This window comes from Rhodohalobacter sp. SW132 (assembly GCF_003390325.1).
Lineage (GTDB): Bacteria > Bacteroidota > Rhodothermia > Balneolales > Balneolaceae > SW132.
Map to the genome: position 1 here is coordinate 318,303 of NZ_QUOK01000003.1, position 17,220 is coordinate 335,522.

10 protein-coding genes are annotated in these 17,220 nt (G+C 48.1%); all 10 read right to left on the bottom strand.

Going from position 1 to position 17,220, the window contains the following annotated elements; all coding sequences use genetic code 11:
- Positions 1-43: 43 nt before the first annotated feature.
- Positions 44-3,313 (bottom strand): efflux RND transporter permease subunit, encoded by a 3,270-nt coding sequence (locus tag DYD21_RS21300; RefSeq protein ID WP_233505501.1) that lies wholly within the window; start codon positions 3,311-3,313, stop codon positions 44-46.
- Positions 3,314-3,318: 5 nt separating this feature from the next.
- Entirely contained in the window at positions 3,319-4,578 is a 1,260-nt protein-coding gene (locus DYD21_RS08295) for an efflux RND transporter periplasmic adaptor subunit (protein WP_116035155.1), read from the bottom strand.
- A gap of 710 nt (positions 4,579-5,288) precedes the next feature.
- On the bottom strand, positions 5,289-8,474 hold the full coding sequence (locus DYD21_RS08300; protein ID WP_116035156.1) for an efflux RND transporter permease subunit: 3,186 nt from the start codon (positions 8,472-8,474) through the stop codon (positions 5,289-5,291).
- A gap of 33 nt (positions 8,475-8,507) precedes the next feature.
- A complete protein-coding gene (locus tag DYD21_RS08305; protein WP_116035157.1) occupies positions 8,508-8,861 on the bottom strand; it encodes a four helix bundle protein in 354 nt (117 codons plus the stop codon).
- 158 nt (positions 8,862-9,019) lie between these two features.
- Positions 9,020-9,442: an energy transducer TonB gene (locus DYD21_RS08310; protein WP_158551461.1), complete on the bottom strand. Its 423-nt coding sequence runs from the start codon at positions 9,440-9,442 to the stop codon at positions 9,020-9,022.
- A 286-nt stretch (positions 9,443-9,728) separates the two neighbouring features.
- Entirely contained in the window at positions 9,729-10,787 is a 1,059-nt protein-coding gene (locus tag DYD21_RS08315; RefSeq protein WP_158551462.1) for an efflux RND transporter periplasmic adaptor subunit, read from the bottom strand.
- Positions 10,788-10,976: 189 nt separating this feature from the next.
- Entirely contained in the window at positions 10,977-14,060 is a 3,084-nt protein-coding gene (locus DYD21_RS08320; RefSeq protein WP_116035164.1) for an efflux RND transporter permease subunit, read from the bottom strand.
- 257 nt (positions 14,061-14,317) lie between these two features.
- Positions 14,318-15,451, bottom strand: coding sequence for a 6-bladed beta-propeller (locus DYD21_RS08325; protein ID WP_116035166.1), 1,134 nt, complete (start codon positions 15,449-15,451; stop codon positions 14,318-14,320).
- Between the two features lie 302 nt (positions 15,452-15,753).
- Entirely contained in the window at positions 15,754-16,299 is a 546-nt protein-coding gene (locus DYD21_RS08330) for a hypothetical protein (protein ID WP_116035169.1), read from the bottom strand.
- Between the two features lie 21 nt (positions 16,300-16,320).
- Positions 16,321-16,992, bottom strand: coding sequence for a 6-bladed beta-propeller (locus tag DYD21_RS08335; RefSeq protein ID WP_116035172.1), 672 nt, complete (start codon positions 16,990-16,992; stop codon positions 16,321-16,323).
- Positions 16,993-17,220 lie beyond the last annotated feature (228 nt).

The window sequence follows — 17,220 nt, forward strand, 5'->3', positions numbered from 1 at the left end:
ATTTCCTGATATACCTATTGAAGTTGTTGATATTCCGCTGCTTTTAGTCATTCTCATCCACCAGCGGGTCTTCTTTGTGAACAGCATTAAATCCAGCTTTTTCTACCCAGCTATTCACAATGTTGTACATACAAGGCACGGCAAAAAGCATCAGCAGGGTTGACATCGCCAGCCCTCCGATCACGGTTCGTGCCATCGGGCTCCACGTTTCGGATCCGGCACCCAGCTGCAATGCTAACGGAACCATCGCCAGAATAGTAGTCAGTGCCGTCATCAATATCGGCCGCAGTCTTCGTGTGGCACCATTCGCAATCGCTTCGATTCGATCCTGCCCGCGGGCCTGCAGAATTTTAATATAATCAATCATTACAATACCGTTGTTCACCACAATACCGGTAAGCAGCACCAGCCCAACCATCGCCGTAACACTAACCGGCGTGGATGTTATCCACAGCATAAGCAGAACCCCGGTAAGCGCAAGCGGAATGGTTACAATAATGATGAATGGTTCAACCAGGCTTTCAAATTGTGATGCCATCACCATGTAGGTGAGCACACCGGCAATGAGAAATGCGATGATCAAATACCTGAACGATCGCTGCTGGTCTTCCGCGGAACCGGCGACTTCATACCGGTACCCTTCCGGCCAGCTCATCTCGTTGAGCACGGTTCTGGCCCGGTCGGTTGCCGTCCTAAGATCAATACCGGCCAGATCGGCTTCGATTTCCGCCATCCGCTCCTGGTTCACGCGTAAAATGCTCGAAGGTCCGGTGTATCTTTCAATACGGGCCAGATTTTTAAGAGGCATCCATGTGCCTCCTGCGGTTTGTATCTGAATTTCCTCAAGCGCTGTGGATTGTGCCCGATCGATCGCACTAAGCTGAACAAGAACCTCAAACTCAACGCCCTGATCCACAAAAGTTGTGGCAACATCACCACGAACGGCATTACTTACAGCCGTTGCTACCTGGGATGTATTGAGCCCAACCCGGGAAATTCTCTCGCGGTCCATTTCAATGCGTAATTCGGGACGTCCCTGGTCGGCACTGCTGAATACACTTGCGATGCCTTCTGTTTCACGCAGTCCGCTCATGGCAATGGCGGTAAGCTCGTTTCGCACTTCCGGATCAAACCCGTAAATCTGTACGATCAGGCCTGTTTCACCATCGGGACTCAGCGGATCTTCCCTTACTTCGCGAATATTGGTACCCGGAACATCTCTCAGGCGTTCAAGCAGACTGGCAGTAATTTCAAACTGGCTGCGCTGTCTTTCATCCACCGGTACCAGCTCAATCCGTACCATACCCTGGTTCCCGCCGGGATTATCGGCACCTTCAATTCCGGTTTTATCCCCGTAATCGGAGACAACCAGGCGAGCTTCAGGTACTTCATTCCGGATCATATCTTCCACCCGAACAATGGATCTCTCCAGTTCAAACAAGTTCACGCCCGGCTCACGCTGAATTTCAAGGACGATATTGTTCTCGTCCACTTCAGGGAAAAATTCCCCGCCAAGCTGGTAAAATATCGGGAGTGATGCGATCAAAAGAATAAATGCGCCCAGTACAACGAGTCCGCTTTTCTTCAGGGCGCCATTTACCATTCGGTTATATCTTCGTTCGACCCGGTCTAAACCGGACGTAAGTACAGGAGCAACACGGTTTGAAAATAGATTACCGGTTCCTTCTTTCGATTTTCGAAAGAGGAATATGAATGGGTAGAGTGGAATCAAAATCAAAAACAGCGGCAGTGATAAAATCCTGTTCGTAACCGACTGCCGACTCCATTCTATCAGGCGACGCAAAACCGTTTTATTCTCCCGTTTACCCTCCAGCTCTTTTTGAAAGAGCCGGGAACTCATCACAGGAATTAGTGTGAGCGCAACCAGCACAGAAACGATCAGCGCAAATGAAATAGTGAGAGCAAGATCCCTGAAGAGCAGCCCCGCAATTCCCGGCACAAATAGAATGGGTAAAAACACTACAAGTGTAGTAAGAGTACTCATCACAACCGGTCCGGCCACTTCCTGCGCCCCGGCAACAGATGCTGATGCCCCGTCTTTACCCTCTTCTTTGAATCTGAATATATTTTCGAGCACCACAACCGCATTATCCACCACAAGTCCCACAGCCAGTGTAAGACCCGAAAGTGAAATAATATTCAGGCTTACATCTGCCCAGTGCATGATGCTGAATGTAGTGATAATGGAAACCGGGATCGATACGGCTACAATCAGGGAAGAGCGGCCGCTTCTCAAAAACAGAAGCAGCATAATCATCACCAGGAAAATGGCCTGGAAAGCGGTTAGTACCAGGTTTCGGATGGAGAGCTCAATAAAATCTGCCCGGTTGGTCAACACATTCAATTCAACACCGGTGGGTAAAATTCCCCGAATTTCCTCGAGGGCCTCCATCACGCCGCCGGCTGCGGTAACAATATTGCTGTCGCTCGATTTATAGATATTCAAAATCACGCCGTCATTACCCTGAACGCGTACATTTCCAATCGGTTGGGATATTCCGTCATCAACCGATGCAATATCCTGCAAGTAAACCGGATTGCCGTCACGCACTGCAACAATGCTGTTCCGTATCTCCTCCACATTCCGAAATTCACCGATGGTACGGAGTGAGTAGGATGTTTCGCCCTCAGAAAGCTCACCGGCCGGAACCTGTACATTTTCCTGCCGGAGCCGGTTGGCAACTTCCCCAACGTCAATATCATACGCCCTCATCTGGGCATTGCTGAGCTGAACGTTGATCTGCCGATCGAGCCCGCCCGCCGTAGCAGCTGAAGCAACTCCGGAGATCCGTTCCAGGCGCTGTTCAAGCTGCTGAGTTGAAAATGTTCGGAGTTCACGAGAACTTCGGGTGTCTGATGTGAGCGTAAGAACCACAATCGGCTCATCATTCGGATCGTAGGAGAATACAATCGGCTGATCGGCATCCTGGGGTAAGCCACGCCTGACCTGATCGAGCTGTTTACGAACTTCGGTCTCCGCAAAAAACAGATCGGTTCCCCAGCTGAAATTCAGCCGCACAACAGAGGCACCCTGGCTTGAGGTTGACCGAACGCGTTCAATACCGGACACACTACCGACCGACTCCTCAATCGTTCGGGTGATCAGTGTCTCCATATCTTCAGGCGCAACACCTTCATAGGTGGTATAGACCGTGATCGTGGGAAAAGAAACATCAGGATAGAGATTCAGCCGTAAATTGGACAGGCCGAAAATTCCGAAACCGATCAAAATCAGACTGGTCATCAAAAATGTGATCGGTCGGGCAACAGCAAGTTTGGATAAATTCTTCATTTGCTTTAGTTGCTGTTTGAATCGCTGTTTGTCTGTCGCTGACCCTGACCGCGTTCACCGCCTTCAGCCTGCTCCATCATTTCGATTTCTCCACTACGGTCTGGCCCGGATTGCTGCTGACCCGCAATTCGAACCCTTCCGCCCTCGCGCAATGCAGACTGGCCGGTAATGATCAGGCTTTCACCCTCTTCAAGTCCTGAAAGCACCTCAACACGCTCTCCTTGTTCCAGACCTAATATCAGCTCTTTCCGGGTTGCAACCGTATCGCCCTGGGCAACAAATACCGAGTAATTTCTGCGCAGTTCTACTGTGTTGGTTTCCGGTTCGATGTAGGTTTCAACATTTTCGATCATAGCTGATCGCGGAATGATGATGGTATTTTCCCGGGTCTCGAGTGTAATTCTGGATTCCGCTAAAACTCCCTGGCGGACAGATGATGAAGCATCTATAAGGCTGACAACCACCTCGCCGAGACCTGTTTCGGGGTTAAGCTGCGGACTGATTCTTGAAATAACTCCCTCAGCGATGGTCTGCTGCCGGTTGCTCATGCGAAGCTCAACGGGAAGGCCTACCGAAATATCTTCCCAATCCTGCATCGGGAGATGCAATCGTGTTTCATATCCAATTAAATTGGCAATTTCGAATGCTGTTTCCCCGGTGGATGCAATATCCCCTTCGGCAATTGACCGGCTCAGCACTACACCGTTCACCGGGCTGCGAACTTCCGTATTAGCGAGGTCTTCACGAGAATTGGTGAGTGATGCTTCAGCGGCTTCAAGCTGAGAGCGGCTGGTACTTAATGTAGCCCGGGCTTCTTCAAATTCTGATGAGCTGATAGCCCCCGTTTCGAACAGACGCTCCTGACGTGAAAATTGTGTACTGTCCCTTTCAAAAGCAATTCTGCTCTGCCTGTACTGCGCCTGGGCCTGCTCGTATGCATCGCGGAAGGGAACATCATAAATTTTTGCGAGAAGATCGCCCTGTGAAACCGTATCCCCGAGATCAGCGTGGATGCGAAGTACCCGGTTACTCACCTGTGGGTTGATATTTACAACATCCTGGGCGCGAATGGTTCCAAACGATCGTATCTGATCACTGATGGATGATGTTTCAACGGGAATAACCTCAACGCTGGTCGCCTGTCCCCCGCCTCCCATCTGTGAAAAATCCGGCGGTCCGCCACCGTTTGATGAATCTGAACCGCAGCCGGCAAGCAGAAGTCCTGTGATGAGTAGCAGTACACCGTAAAATCTGTAGAGTTTCAAAGTCTTATTCTGTTTTAAGTTAATTACACTTCGGATGAAAGTAGGAACTTCTATCGAATCGTGAACGTCATTGTTACATCATTTAATTTCATCTTTCAAAAACACCCCCCATTTTAATAACGTTTTACAATGGACAGCTTTGCATTCCCTTCGTTTACTCCCAATGAGATGCCAATTGTAAACTGTAAATGCAAAACGATTCGGATTCGTTAAAAGTTGAACACATCGCAAAACGTTGACACTCTTTTACATTTCGCGCTCGACCTAAACGATTCAGCTCTTTAAACTTACATTGATTGCAAAGCCGTGGAGATCGGCTAATTGAAGCGGTGAATCGTTGATTTCAATTCTCTGGGTAACCATCGGATTTTAGTTCAATTCTTTCACAAGATCTCGCCTGGTGGTGATTGATGTTTGCCTCAATCTACCGGGGGAATTCAACCCGCTGTCGGGGTTGAGGTTTAGGAGTCAGCGTTCTATTCCCCCAGCTTCGCTGAGGGTTATTCACGTTGCACTCCTTCGGAGTGGTATCGTTCGTTTTAAATTGGGAGCAGATGAAGGTAGTCGTTCATGCAAGATCTGATCGGCTTTCTTAATCCCTTTGAATAGGAGATAAGAGGCATATGAACTCGTCCGAAGAAGGTATTTTGAAAACACTGCCGTTGTTCAAGAAAGAATAACATACCGTTCATTTGACCACCGCGTAATAGTCAGGAATCGATTGCCTCCGCTCTCTCACCTAAAATCTCTGACCTTTTCTCCTCCACCTTCTCCCACACCCCCATCAGCAGAATAATCAGCGTCAAACTCACACCAAGCCCCCAGATGACTACCGTGGCCAGGTCGTTCCAGAATTCGTTGGTGCCGATGACCACCAGCGGGATGAGTCCGCCGATCGTGGTAAGTGAGGTGATCATCACCGTGCGCATTTTGTTTCGGTAGACCCGCACCCAGCTTCTCAGGCCGTGGATGTTCAGCGACCGGCAGCGTTGTTTTTCGTGTATCAGCAGAATGGAGTTATTCACCACAACACCCACCGCAAGCAACGTTCCGGCGATCGCTCCCTGGTCAAAGTTGATATCGTGGTAGAGCGCCCCCATCATCACACCAATAAAACTGAGCGGAATGGCCAGGATCACCACCAGCGGATCACGCCAGCTCTCAAGCAGTGCCGATACAATCATCCATACGCTCAGGATGGTTAAAAACAGAAGAAGCAAATAGTTGTGAAGCTGATCACTTTGTCCCCACGAGAAAAAACCACCTCCAAACTGGATCGATGCGCCTACGGGAACCGGCACTTCATCCAGTACTGATTCAATGTAATTTGTAGCCAGGCGGGGCGGTCCGAGGAAATCGATAGAAAGCGTGCGCTGATACGATTGATCTTCCCTGATAATCTGCGACATCGTTCTTTCGCGGGTAAGAGATGCGATATCATCTACTGTGAAAAAGATCTGATCGCTCCGACGGGCACGGTTCAGAAAATCCTCCTCGTAGTTACTTTGCGCCTGGCTGAGCCCCATCAGGTAGAGCCTCTCACCATTCATATCCACGCGGCCGCGAATGTTTTCCGGGTTGGCATCAAGCTGAATGGCATCCATAACGGCACGGCGGTCAAGCTCTCTAAGAGTGAGTTTTTCATCATCAAAATCGAGCACATACTGGAACATCTCACTCCTTTGCCATCCCCCTGTAGCGTGGATATCCACCTCCTGAACCCGGGGATTTCGCTTCATGCGCGCGGCGATATCTTCCGCCAGAAGCAGAAGTTCATCATACGAAAAACCTCTCAGGCTTACGCGTCTGCCCATGGATCCTCCACCAAAACCGGAACTATACCCATCGCCAAGTCCGCTCACTGAAATACCGGAATTTCCGGTCCGCGCTGCGAGAAACTGGGCAGCTCCGTAGAATTCGTACGGTTCACCCTGAAACAGGTACTCATCTTTGATATAGAATCGCATCTGCGCACCAGAGAATTCTGAGATATTGGTCTCAAAATACTCAAACGCGTGCGCATACGGTCGGGCGAGCGTCTCAAAATTTCGAGCCATCTTGTCGATCTCCTCCATCGGAGTCCCCTGCGGGGTGCGGATGTTGATGAAGATACTCTCGCCCTGGCTACGGCCCCAGGGTGTTCCAAAATAGGTTTCGTTGAAGAATTTATAGGTCAGGCCGCCGACTTTCGGGTCGATATCACTCCGGTTATCGAAATAGGCGCGGGTAAATTCCGGCCAGGATGTATCCTCCCAGTCAGGTTCATCAATCGTGAAAATCGGGATTCCAAAGACCGCAATCAGCAATATGTAGAAAATCCATCGCGCTTTGTGGCGATAGTAGAACAGCCGAACCAGGAGCCGGTTGAGCGCACGGCTCATCTTTCTCTTAAGTGATCGCTCCTGTTTTTCCGCTGATGATGGCACCAGCCAGATGAGTGAATAGGGAATCCAGGTAAGGGCAACGATTACGGATGAGATCAGCGTGGAGGTAAGCGCGATGGCCAGCGGGACCAGGAAAAGCTGCAGCTCCTCCATTGCGAAAAAGAGCGGGATGAATATTCCCACCGTAGTTAACGTACTGCCAAATACCGGAACGAGCGTGTAGGGAAGTTCCTCTCTTACATGCCGCAGCCGGTCCGATAGCGTGCGCGGCAGTTTTGGATTGAGCTGCTCAAAAACAACGACCGCATTATCGATGATCATTCCCAGGGCAACGGTGAGACCTGCCAGGGTGAGCACGTTCAGCGTGTAGTTCATGAAAAAGAGAAACCCGAGGCTCATCATCAGGGAAAAGATGATGCTGCCGAGAATTACAAACGGGGCGCGGAACCGTCGAATGAATAGCAGCAGGATCAAAAAAACCGAAAGCAGGCTGAACATGGACTGAAACTGCAGGTCACCAAACTGACGGCGCAGATCTTCGGTGGAATCCCGTTCGAGCTGCAGGGTTACGTCCGCCGGAAGAAGCGCCTGAATCTGTTCTACTTCCGACCGGATTCGTTCGGCAAGACGGATTGCATCGGAGCCGCTTTCGCGTACGAAGGTCATGCTAAGCGCCGGGTTTCCGTTCAGCCGTTTGAGGCTTTTCACCGGGTAATCTTCGATATTTACATATGCCAGTGCGTCCAGGCTGACCTGCCGGTGACTGTTTGGAATCCGGATTTTCATCGCCCGTATATCCTCAACGGAGTTGAATTCAGGCGGAATGAGCATGCTCATTCTCGACCCGCTCTGCTCAATGAAACCGCTGGAACGCCAGTTTAGCCGTTCGCTCACTTCCTGCATGATCTGTTCCGACCGCAACCCGTGTCGCTCAAGCATCGGTGAGTTAAAGCGGAGTGTCAGTGCCGGATCTTCTGCTCCCCGGATTTCTACATCCGCCAGGCCGGGATATCCCAGCAGCCGGAGGCGGATTTGTTCTTCAGCCAGCCTGTAAAGTTCCCTTTTACTGCGATCCCCGCTGATGGAGTAGGCCATAAAAGTCTCCTGCTCCTGCAGTTCCTGGGGGATCGACCGGTTGATGCGGGGCTGACGAACCTGCGGCGGCAGTTCATTAGATAATCCAAACAGGTATTCCTGAAGCTCAAGAATTCTGAATTCTACAGGCGTATCTTTCTCAAATGTGATGGTAACCTGTGAACGGCCTTCATTCGAGACTGAACGTATCTGATCCACATTTCTCAGCCGGGTAGCCACCGATTCCACTCGCCGGGTGATCTCCTGCTCCACCACTTCCGGACTTGTGGTACCCCAGTTATAGTTCACCGTCACCGAAGGAAGACGAAGATCAGGGGCCATCTCCAGCGGAATATTCATCCACGCCACCACTCCCACAATGGCAATCGCCATGTAGCTGAGTGAAATGAGATATTTTCGGCGGAAGATTTCTTGCATAGGAGTGAAAGGGGAAAAGTAAAAAGTGAAAATTTATCTGGGCGATAGCATAGCGGATAACATGGCAAATATTTCGTTTGCCTGAAGGCCCAGCTTTTCTATATCCTTTTCATTCAGATAGTCCAGATCGAGACTGATTTCAATTTGTGTATCGATTTCAACCAGAGAAGATCTTGCGATTTCAAAAAATCTCTCCCGCTCAACTTTAGATTTACGTGCTGATCCTTCAGAAATATTCGATGGAACTGAAATAGCCGCTCTCCGAAGCTGACTCATAAGTACATATTTCTCTTCTATGGGAAACTTTCTTGTTAACAGATAAATCTCTTTAACGAGTTCAAGACTCTTCTTCCAAACCGATAGTTTTTTATGATTCAATTTTAGCATAAGATCGTTTATTTTGTTGTTGGTTATACATATGAGCCTATTACAACCAACCCCTTACAAAACTTTTCAAATTTTTCACTTCTCACTTTTCACTTCTCACTTCTCACTTCTCACTTCTCACTTCTCACTTCTCACTTCTCACTTTTCCCCTTTCCACACTAAGGCAAACTAAACTGAATAGGCATCGAATGACGAACCACAACCGGTTCGCCGTTTTTTCGTGCCGGGTTGAATCTTGTGGCTTTAATCATACGGATTGACTCTTCATCCAGCCCGTGCCCTACACTTTCACGTACGACCAGGTCCCTGGCATTTCCTTCGAGATCCACTATAAAATCGATGATCACCGTCCCTTCTGCTCCTGCATTTCTGGCTTTTTCAGGGTAATCAATTCCTCCAAGCAAACCCATCCTTCCGCCTGCAACAACAGGTAAAGTGTCCACAGAGTCACGGTCAACTACCTGGCTGCGCAGAGCCTCCAATTCTTCTACTGTCAGTTCACTTTCAGGGACAAATCCATCCTCAGAATTGAACGAGCCGGAACTTCCGCAACCGGAAAAAATTCCGATCGAAATTACCATCAGACAGCAATAAAATCCCCCCTTTCGCCTCCACCATGATAAAAATGTATCAGTGTTGTTATAGTGATTGTTCATATTTCATTCAGATTATATTCAGTACTCAATTCAAAAAATACTGAGGCAAAATACCCAATTTATTTGATGTCAGCCTACCTGTCTGATGACGGATTGTAATTTAAAATTTAATCTATTTCACCATACTTAAATCGTCGGTTTTAATCAGGCAAATGACTACCAACTCCATCCAAAACTGATTTTTTTTCACTTCTCACTTTTCACTTTTCCCTCACTCCTCAACATCCTCCCTCACAATCTGCCCGGCCATGCGGGGACGAACTTTTTGCTGATGGCTCAGCGCAAAGTGCCGGTCTACGGCCAGGGTATCTCCGGGCGCTACGTCTTCATGATTCAAAATCGCCCAGTCGGATGTTGCGATGACCGGCTCCACATACACCCATTCCACGGTTTCACCGTTTAGCTTGAAAAGCAAGGTTCTTCCGCCATCGCGCTCCAGTATGGCAGAACGCGGAACCCGGGCAATTCCGGAATGAGCTTCAATCTGAATACGCCCCTCGACCGTCATACCGGGACGCAGCGATCGGTCGTTATTCTCCACTTCCACCACTACTTTTCCGGTTTTACTTTCTGCATCCACTACAGGTGATATCGCGCGGACTACCCCCTCTTTCCGAATACCGGCAGGTGAAACAAGTTCTGCTTCCATCCCTTCACTCAGGCGGTTCAGTTCCGATTCCAGCACATCGAGGCGGACCAGAACGGTGGAATCATCAATCAGCCGACCCAGTTCCGTACCGGCCTGTAGATAGGCTCCTTCAGTAATTCGCTCAGGAACCGAAATATGTCCCGAGAACGGGGCTTTCACGGTTGTGTAGGATAGATCCAGTTTGGCACGGTTCAGAGCCGATTCTGCATCTGCAAGTCCCGTACTGATACGAACCATCCGGTCATCCCGTGGCTCCCCGCTGTTACCGCTCCGGGCCTGTCGCTGCCGGGATTCAATATCATAGGCCACCGTTGCGGTTTCAAATTCATTTTCGGCCTGCTGAAGCTGATACTGCCACTCCTCGTCATCAAACTGGAGCAAGGTACTTCCCTGTTGAATCCGCGCCCCATCTTCCAATAACGTCTGCTCCACAAACCCGCTGATTCTCGGACGAATCACAATTTCCCGGCTCGCCTCCACTAAACCCTGACTTTCAATGTAGATATGCAGATCGCGATCATCCGCCACAGAGAAGATCACATCAGGCAAAATTTCAACACTATCATCCGCCTCGGGCCTCTCGGGATCATCATCGGGTGAGCACGCGGGGATTAAAAACAAACAGAAAAAAAGAATACCCCATGACCGTCGCATTCCGCTGTTAACCATCTTTTCTAACACACCCTTTAATCCCCTCTCGGGCCACACTTGGTCCCGATTTTTTCGGGAAGGGGACTTTTTACAATTGATCATCAAAAATTTTAATCTCATAACAGCCTTCTTTTCTAAACTATTTTCACGTTTCACTTCTCACTTTTCACTCCCCTTCACCTCAAACGTATGATTCCGCTCCACCCTTCCAAAAATCACCGGGATGATGTACAGCGTCAATATCGTACTGGTGATCATGCCGCCCATCAGGGCTAATGCGAGTGACTGACGGAAAGCGTACCCTTCGCCAAATGGTATCAGCATCGGGACCAGGCCGAGAATGGTGGTTACACTGGTCATCACAACGGGACGAAACCGGTGTTTTCCGGCCAGTTCGATCGCTTTTTTCAAATTTCCGGTATCGGTTAGATAGCGGCGCATAAAATCTACTTTTAGTATGGAGTCGTTCACGGCAATACCGGTCAGAATTAAAATCCCCATGAACGACATGGCGTTAAGGCCGGTGCCGGTGAGATACATCGCCAGCAGGGATCCCACCCAGGCGAACGGAACCGCCGCGATAATGATCAGCGGATATTTCAGGTTTTCAAACTGTATGGCGAGAATGATGTAGATGAGCAGAATACTGAGTGCCAGCAGTTTGCCCATATCGGTCATCAGTTTCTGCACCATCAGCGCGTTGCCAGCGATCTGCACTTCTGTTCCCGTGCTTCTCATAAAATCGTTCACCGCATCCTCGGTTTTCGAGCGGTTCCACCACCAGTCGGTCAGATCCCAGTCAGCCACGAAACTGAGTACCGGGGTCTGATCCACCCGTTCGAGCTGTTCCGGCTCTTTTGCCCGTTCAATGTCGGCGATGTAGCGCAGCGGCACCTCCCGGCTTGATAATCGAAGCATAATCTCTTCGGGATTATAAATTCTCTGCTGATCGCCCAAAAGCCGAATCCCAATTCGTTCATCCTGGCGGTTCCAGTCGGTTACAAAACTTCCGCGAGTGACCGATTCGAGATAGCGCATCACCTCCTGTTCGCTGATGCCAAGCTGCAGCATCCGGTCGGATCTGAATCTCAGGTTCCAGGTATCCACCTCCTGCTCATACTGTTTTCGAAATTGCACCGGCATTCCAGCCTCGGAAATTTTTCGCTGTAACTCTGCAGACTGCCGGTCACTCAGCTCCCGGTCCATGCCTACCATCCGGAACAGTACGGGAGGCTGATCCGCCCCGATCAAAGCGCTCCAGCTTTGCGTATCGGAGACCGGCTCCACGGTCCAGTCAGGGAAATCATCATGAAACCGGTTCATCACCGATGCTGCTCTTTCTGCTTCGCCTGAACCATTTACGGGAATTGCGACGGAAAATTTATTGAGTCCTTCGCGCGCAAGATTGGCCAGGTTGGTTTGATCGGTGAAACCACCCTCCATCTGAATATTACCTGCACCCAAACCGGCCGACTGAATGCGCATTTTCAGCGCGCCCGCCGCCTGTGACGTCGAATTCAGGGATGTATTTCCCGGAAGCTGAACCCTGTAATTCACAACTGACGGTTCATCCTCGGGAAGCATCGTTTTGGGCACCATCATAAAAGCGTATCCCGCAGCTGTGATCAGAAAAGTGGCGAATGTGAGCATCCAGACCGGGCGGCGAAGTACAGCCTGCAGGCTCGATTCGTAACGGGTGAGCATGTTATCAAAAAATTTACGCGTATTGAGCTGCCCCGTTTCACCCGATTCCGCTTTTTTCTTTCGCCGCTCCAGGATCTGCACCACCAGTACCGGCAAAATGATGAGCGCAACAAACAGAGAGGCGAGGAGACTAATGGAAAGCGTATAAGCCTGATCCTGGAAAAAAGCGCCTTCAAATCCACCCAGGAAGATCAGCGGAAGGAATACGGAAATCGTTGTAAATGTGGATGCCGTCACCGCAAGAGCGATCTCTTTCGTCCCCACCGCGGCAGCCCGTTTTACCGATGGAGCGGCTGGCATATGACGGTTGATATTTTCCAGCACCACAATGGCGTTATCCAGCAGCAGGCCGATGCCAAGTGTGAGTCCGCTAAGCGACACGATATTGAGCTGAATGCCGGACCCGTACATCGCAAAAAACGTAAGGAAGATCGAGACCGGAATCGCCACCCCGATGGTAAACGGTGTGCGGATGTCGTTCAGGAAAAGAAAGAGGACAAAAAAGGCGAGGATTCCGCCAATCAGCAGAGTCTGCAGCAGGTTGGATATTGCATTACGGATAAACGTGGCATCTTCGCGGAGAATTTCTATGCCGATGTTGGGGTGCAGCTCCCGCATCTGATCGAGCAGCGGCAGAAGCGTATCAAACACTTCTACTGTGTTACTGCCATACTCTTTTTTTACGAGTAAATTGAGCACCCTTTCGCCTTCAAGCATCGCAAATGATGTGGGGTCGGTTTCATCGAGGCGAACTTCTGCAACATCGCTCAGCAGCAGAACTTTACCATCACCCAGCCGTTTGAGCGGCACATTCTCCAGGTCATCCAGCTCATTTATCCGGCTCTGAATTTTCATGGAGTACCGGTACCAGCCATCCCGCAGTTCACCGCTGGTGGCAAAAAGATTGGCCTGCTGAATGAGAGACTGCACCTCGCCGAGCGTGAGCCCGAACCGGTCGACCTCCCTCGGCAGGTAACGGATCTGCACTTCCGGCTCCACCGCGCCGACCGGCACAACCTGTGCAATGCCCTCGGCCTGCTCCAGCCGCCGGGAAAGCACCTGCTCCGCCCATCGTTTAAGGGAGAGGCGTGTATCAAATTCATCGTTCGGACGATCTTTGGAGGTGATGGCAAGAACGGCGATCGGTTCATCGGCCGTGGTGTTGAAGATGAGCTGCGGACGTGAGGCTTGCTCGGGCATGGCATACTGCGCCTGGTCCAGCTTTTCGCGCACATTCAGGAATGCCAGGTCCATGTTATGACCCCAGCGAAAGTTCAGGTAGATCACGCTTTGTCCCTGACGTGCAAACCCGTGCACCTCAGCAATTCCGGGGATTGTGCTCAGTACCGCCTCCAGCCGTTCGTTAATGCGCGTCTCCACCTCGCGCGGTGAGGCACCCTGCCAGTCGGTCCGCACCACCAGGTTGGGCGAGTCCACATCGGGCAGCAGATCCACAGAAAGCTCGTTCAGTGCGAGGCTCCCGAAAATAAACGCTGCCAGGATCAAAATAATAGCCGTAATGGGGCGATTCAGCAGCATTAATGAACAGTTTTATTTATAAGTAACGTTGAATTCAAAGGAGATCTGACAAATCGTTTGTGTTCTGTCCCACGACCATTATAGTTTAAGTTTTCGGGAACTGCAAGATCGTTTTACTGAAATTGGAATTTAAATTCTTACATAAAATAGAATGATGACGGGTATAATGGGAAGGGTCAGAACATGCCACATGAACAATATTTGCGGGTCCTGCAAGGCACCGTTTAAATGAAATGAGCTTAAAAAAAACACTCCCTCTACTTCAAAGAAATTACTGAGAGAACATAATTTTCATCTTCATTTTCAGGTTCATGGACACAAATCAGGCGTCCGTCATCGTCTGCATAAATAGGCCAGAACGTCAGGTCCGGATATTGATCAGAACTTAAACCTGTGGTTTTGGCCTGGTGAGCAATGATTTCCATTTCTTCTATATCATAAATGGCATAATTAACGTCATTACCTTCCAGGTTATAAGCAATAAACCGGTATTTTTCGGTTTCAATAATCGGATGGGCACGAGCAAAATTCCGGGTCAAAATATCATAGCGATCTGATTCATATAATGCTCCTGCCGGCATGGTATAATCTCCAAAATTCAAACGGTATCGCAGCGTGATATTTTTATCCTGATCAATAGCATACACATTATCCGAGTCCACCCAGGATAAGTAATGAATCTCCTGATTTTTGGGTTTGGTCAGGTATCCCATAAAAGCATACATCTTCCTGAACCTGTAAATGGAATCTGCATAGGTACTAAACAACGGGCTAACCTCACCATTCTCAAGATCAAAGTTCCACAGGGGACTGAAACCATCTTCGTAGTGGTTTTGTACCCTGTCTTGTTCTATCAGTAAATTCTCACTATTTAAGAAAGCAATACTATTTGTTCTTGAAAATAAATGAGATGGCAATTCCAATCTCTCCAGATACTCCCCATCCAAGTCAAATAATTGAATGGATGCCCGGTCCGCAATTGCCATTTTATTTCCCTCTTTGTCCACGTCCCAGCCGAAAATCGTAATATATTCACCCGGTCCATGTCCTAAACTTTCAAATGTATTGACATAGTCGCCATTAAGGGTAAAATACTTGACGTTACTGTCTGTGTCGATCAAAATTAAAGAGTCCATAACAGATATGTTTGATACACGACCGAACAGTGATTCATCATCGCTATCTAAAGATATAAGAGTGATTTCATCTGCAATATCATCGATACTCAGTGGTATTGTTTCTTCTACAGGAATATTGATCTCGGTGAATTGCGGATGAATGTCAAAATAGCTATCTGGCAGGGAAAGATTAGGCTCAAACTCGCCGGAGCCTGAACACCCAAACATGACAAATAATAGCAGAGTATAAATCAGCGGAAATCTCAGTTTCATGATGATGAATTTTAAACTTTATTATGAATAGAAGAATAGAAATCCCCGTCTGTAACTCTCTCTTTCGGCTGGTTTCTTTACAGCTCTTTGATAAGAATGTAAAAAATCACAAAAGAATCAACTGCAATACCTATAATTGATTCATAGTCAAATATTTAGTAGAATTTGAAGGCTCTCCCAGCGAAATTATATGTGAGGTTCTTGCTTTACTTACATCCAATTTGTTATGAATTCCAGTGAACAAGAATGGCCTTAAATGTTCATTCTCGATGTTTCCTTGGGCAAAATATAATTTACAAATTCTACTCTTCTTCCATCTCAATCCTATACCGCACCACCTGCTGCAGACCGGTTTCTTCGTCCTCTTCACGGGTGTAAAAATAATCACCTCGAATGTGTTTAAATGTACTTCCGGTGACATAAGGAGGGTTTTCCCGATCTCCCGGCCAGCGAAATTTGCCAATTAGTTCTCCATCAGGCTCAAGAACCCACCATTCGAGTTCATCTTCTTTTTCTGTAAAAGTCGAAATCCATAATCGCCCATTATCATCAGGCCACATGAATTGCATCACTGCCCAGGATTCCGGTAATTCTACCTTTTCAGCTATATCTTTTGTCATTTCATTTGAAGAATTTCGCGCATCCTCTCTTGTTACAGGATTTTTTGAGACAGGATAATAAAACCCACCAATCACATTCCCCTCTTTATTCAGCTCACGGATTAAAAATTGATCCGAATCTGCAAAGAATATACGTCCGGACGGGGTAACGGTAATTAACGGTTTTTTCAGAAAAGGAAACTTTTTCATTATGCTGCCAACATTCGAATCTCCCCAGGTTTCCAACATATCATCCTGTTTAAAAACTTCTTAACTCAACTCCTGATAAGCTGTATCTGCGGTGAAGTAGTGAATTGTTGCGGGAGTATCTTCAAAGGCTCGTTGTGGAGTTATATAAGCGAGAAGCCGTGTTTCGTCATCAAAAAAATAGTGTCCTAATAATCGTTTTCCTTCAATTTGTCCGCTACTGTTTAAATTATTCCGATCCATGCTGACTGTTTCCAGTAAGTCCAATGAGTCCGTTGAGTATACCGTAATCCGTGCTAATGCTTTATCAACTACATACAACCGATTCGAACGTATGTTTAAACAACACAGACTGTTAAACTCACCTGGCCCGTTTCCCACTCTTCCAAGACTTGTTAAATACTCTCCATCAGGAGAAAACACATGGATTGTTAATATTCCCGGAGCAATATCTGTAATATAAACTCTGCCTGATTCATCCGTAATAAACCCTCTGACGCTGGCAAAGTATACATCTTCCGTATCTCTGAATTCCTGTTCTTTTATGAGCTTGATGGTATCTGCATTTTCATGATCCTCTTCAGAAAAGATCTTAATATGTTCCATTTCAAGTACATGACCCGGTACGGCAGCGTAATCATCATTCTCATTTGTGCCGCAGCCCACTGCAACGAGGAATAGTACTACAAAAATATATTTTCTTTCTCTCCTCTCTTCGTTAAAATGATTTCTCATATTGAATGATATTTATTGATCGTACCTTGATCCAATAATGGTTTTATTTGAGCCTTTCTTTACGAAAAGAGTAGTTTAAATTAACGAGAGGAGCAAATTTTTCGGGGAAAATAATGTTGTGGAGTGGATACCATTTCAAAAAAACACCGAACCATAGGTTGAAACCTTGCATTTTCTGCCACACATCAAAACAGCAAGCAGCTAAAGAAAAATATCATAACCGTCATG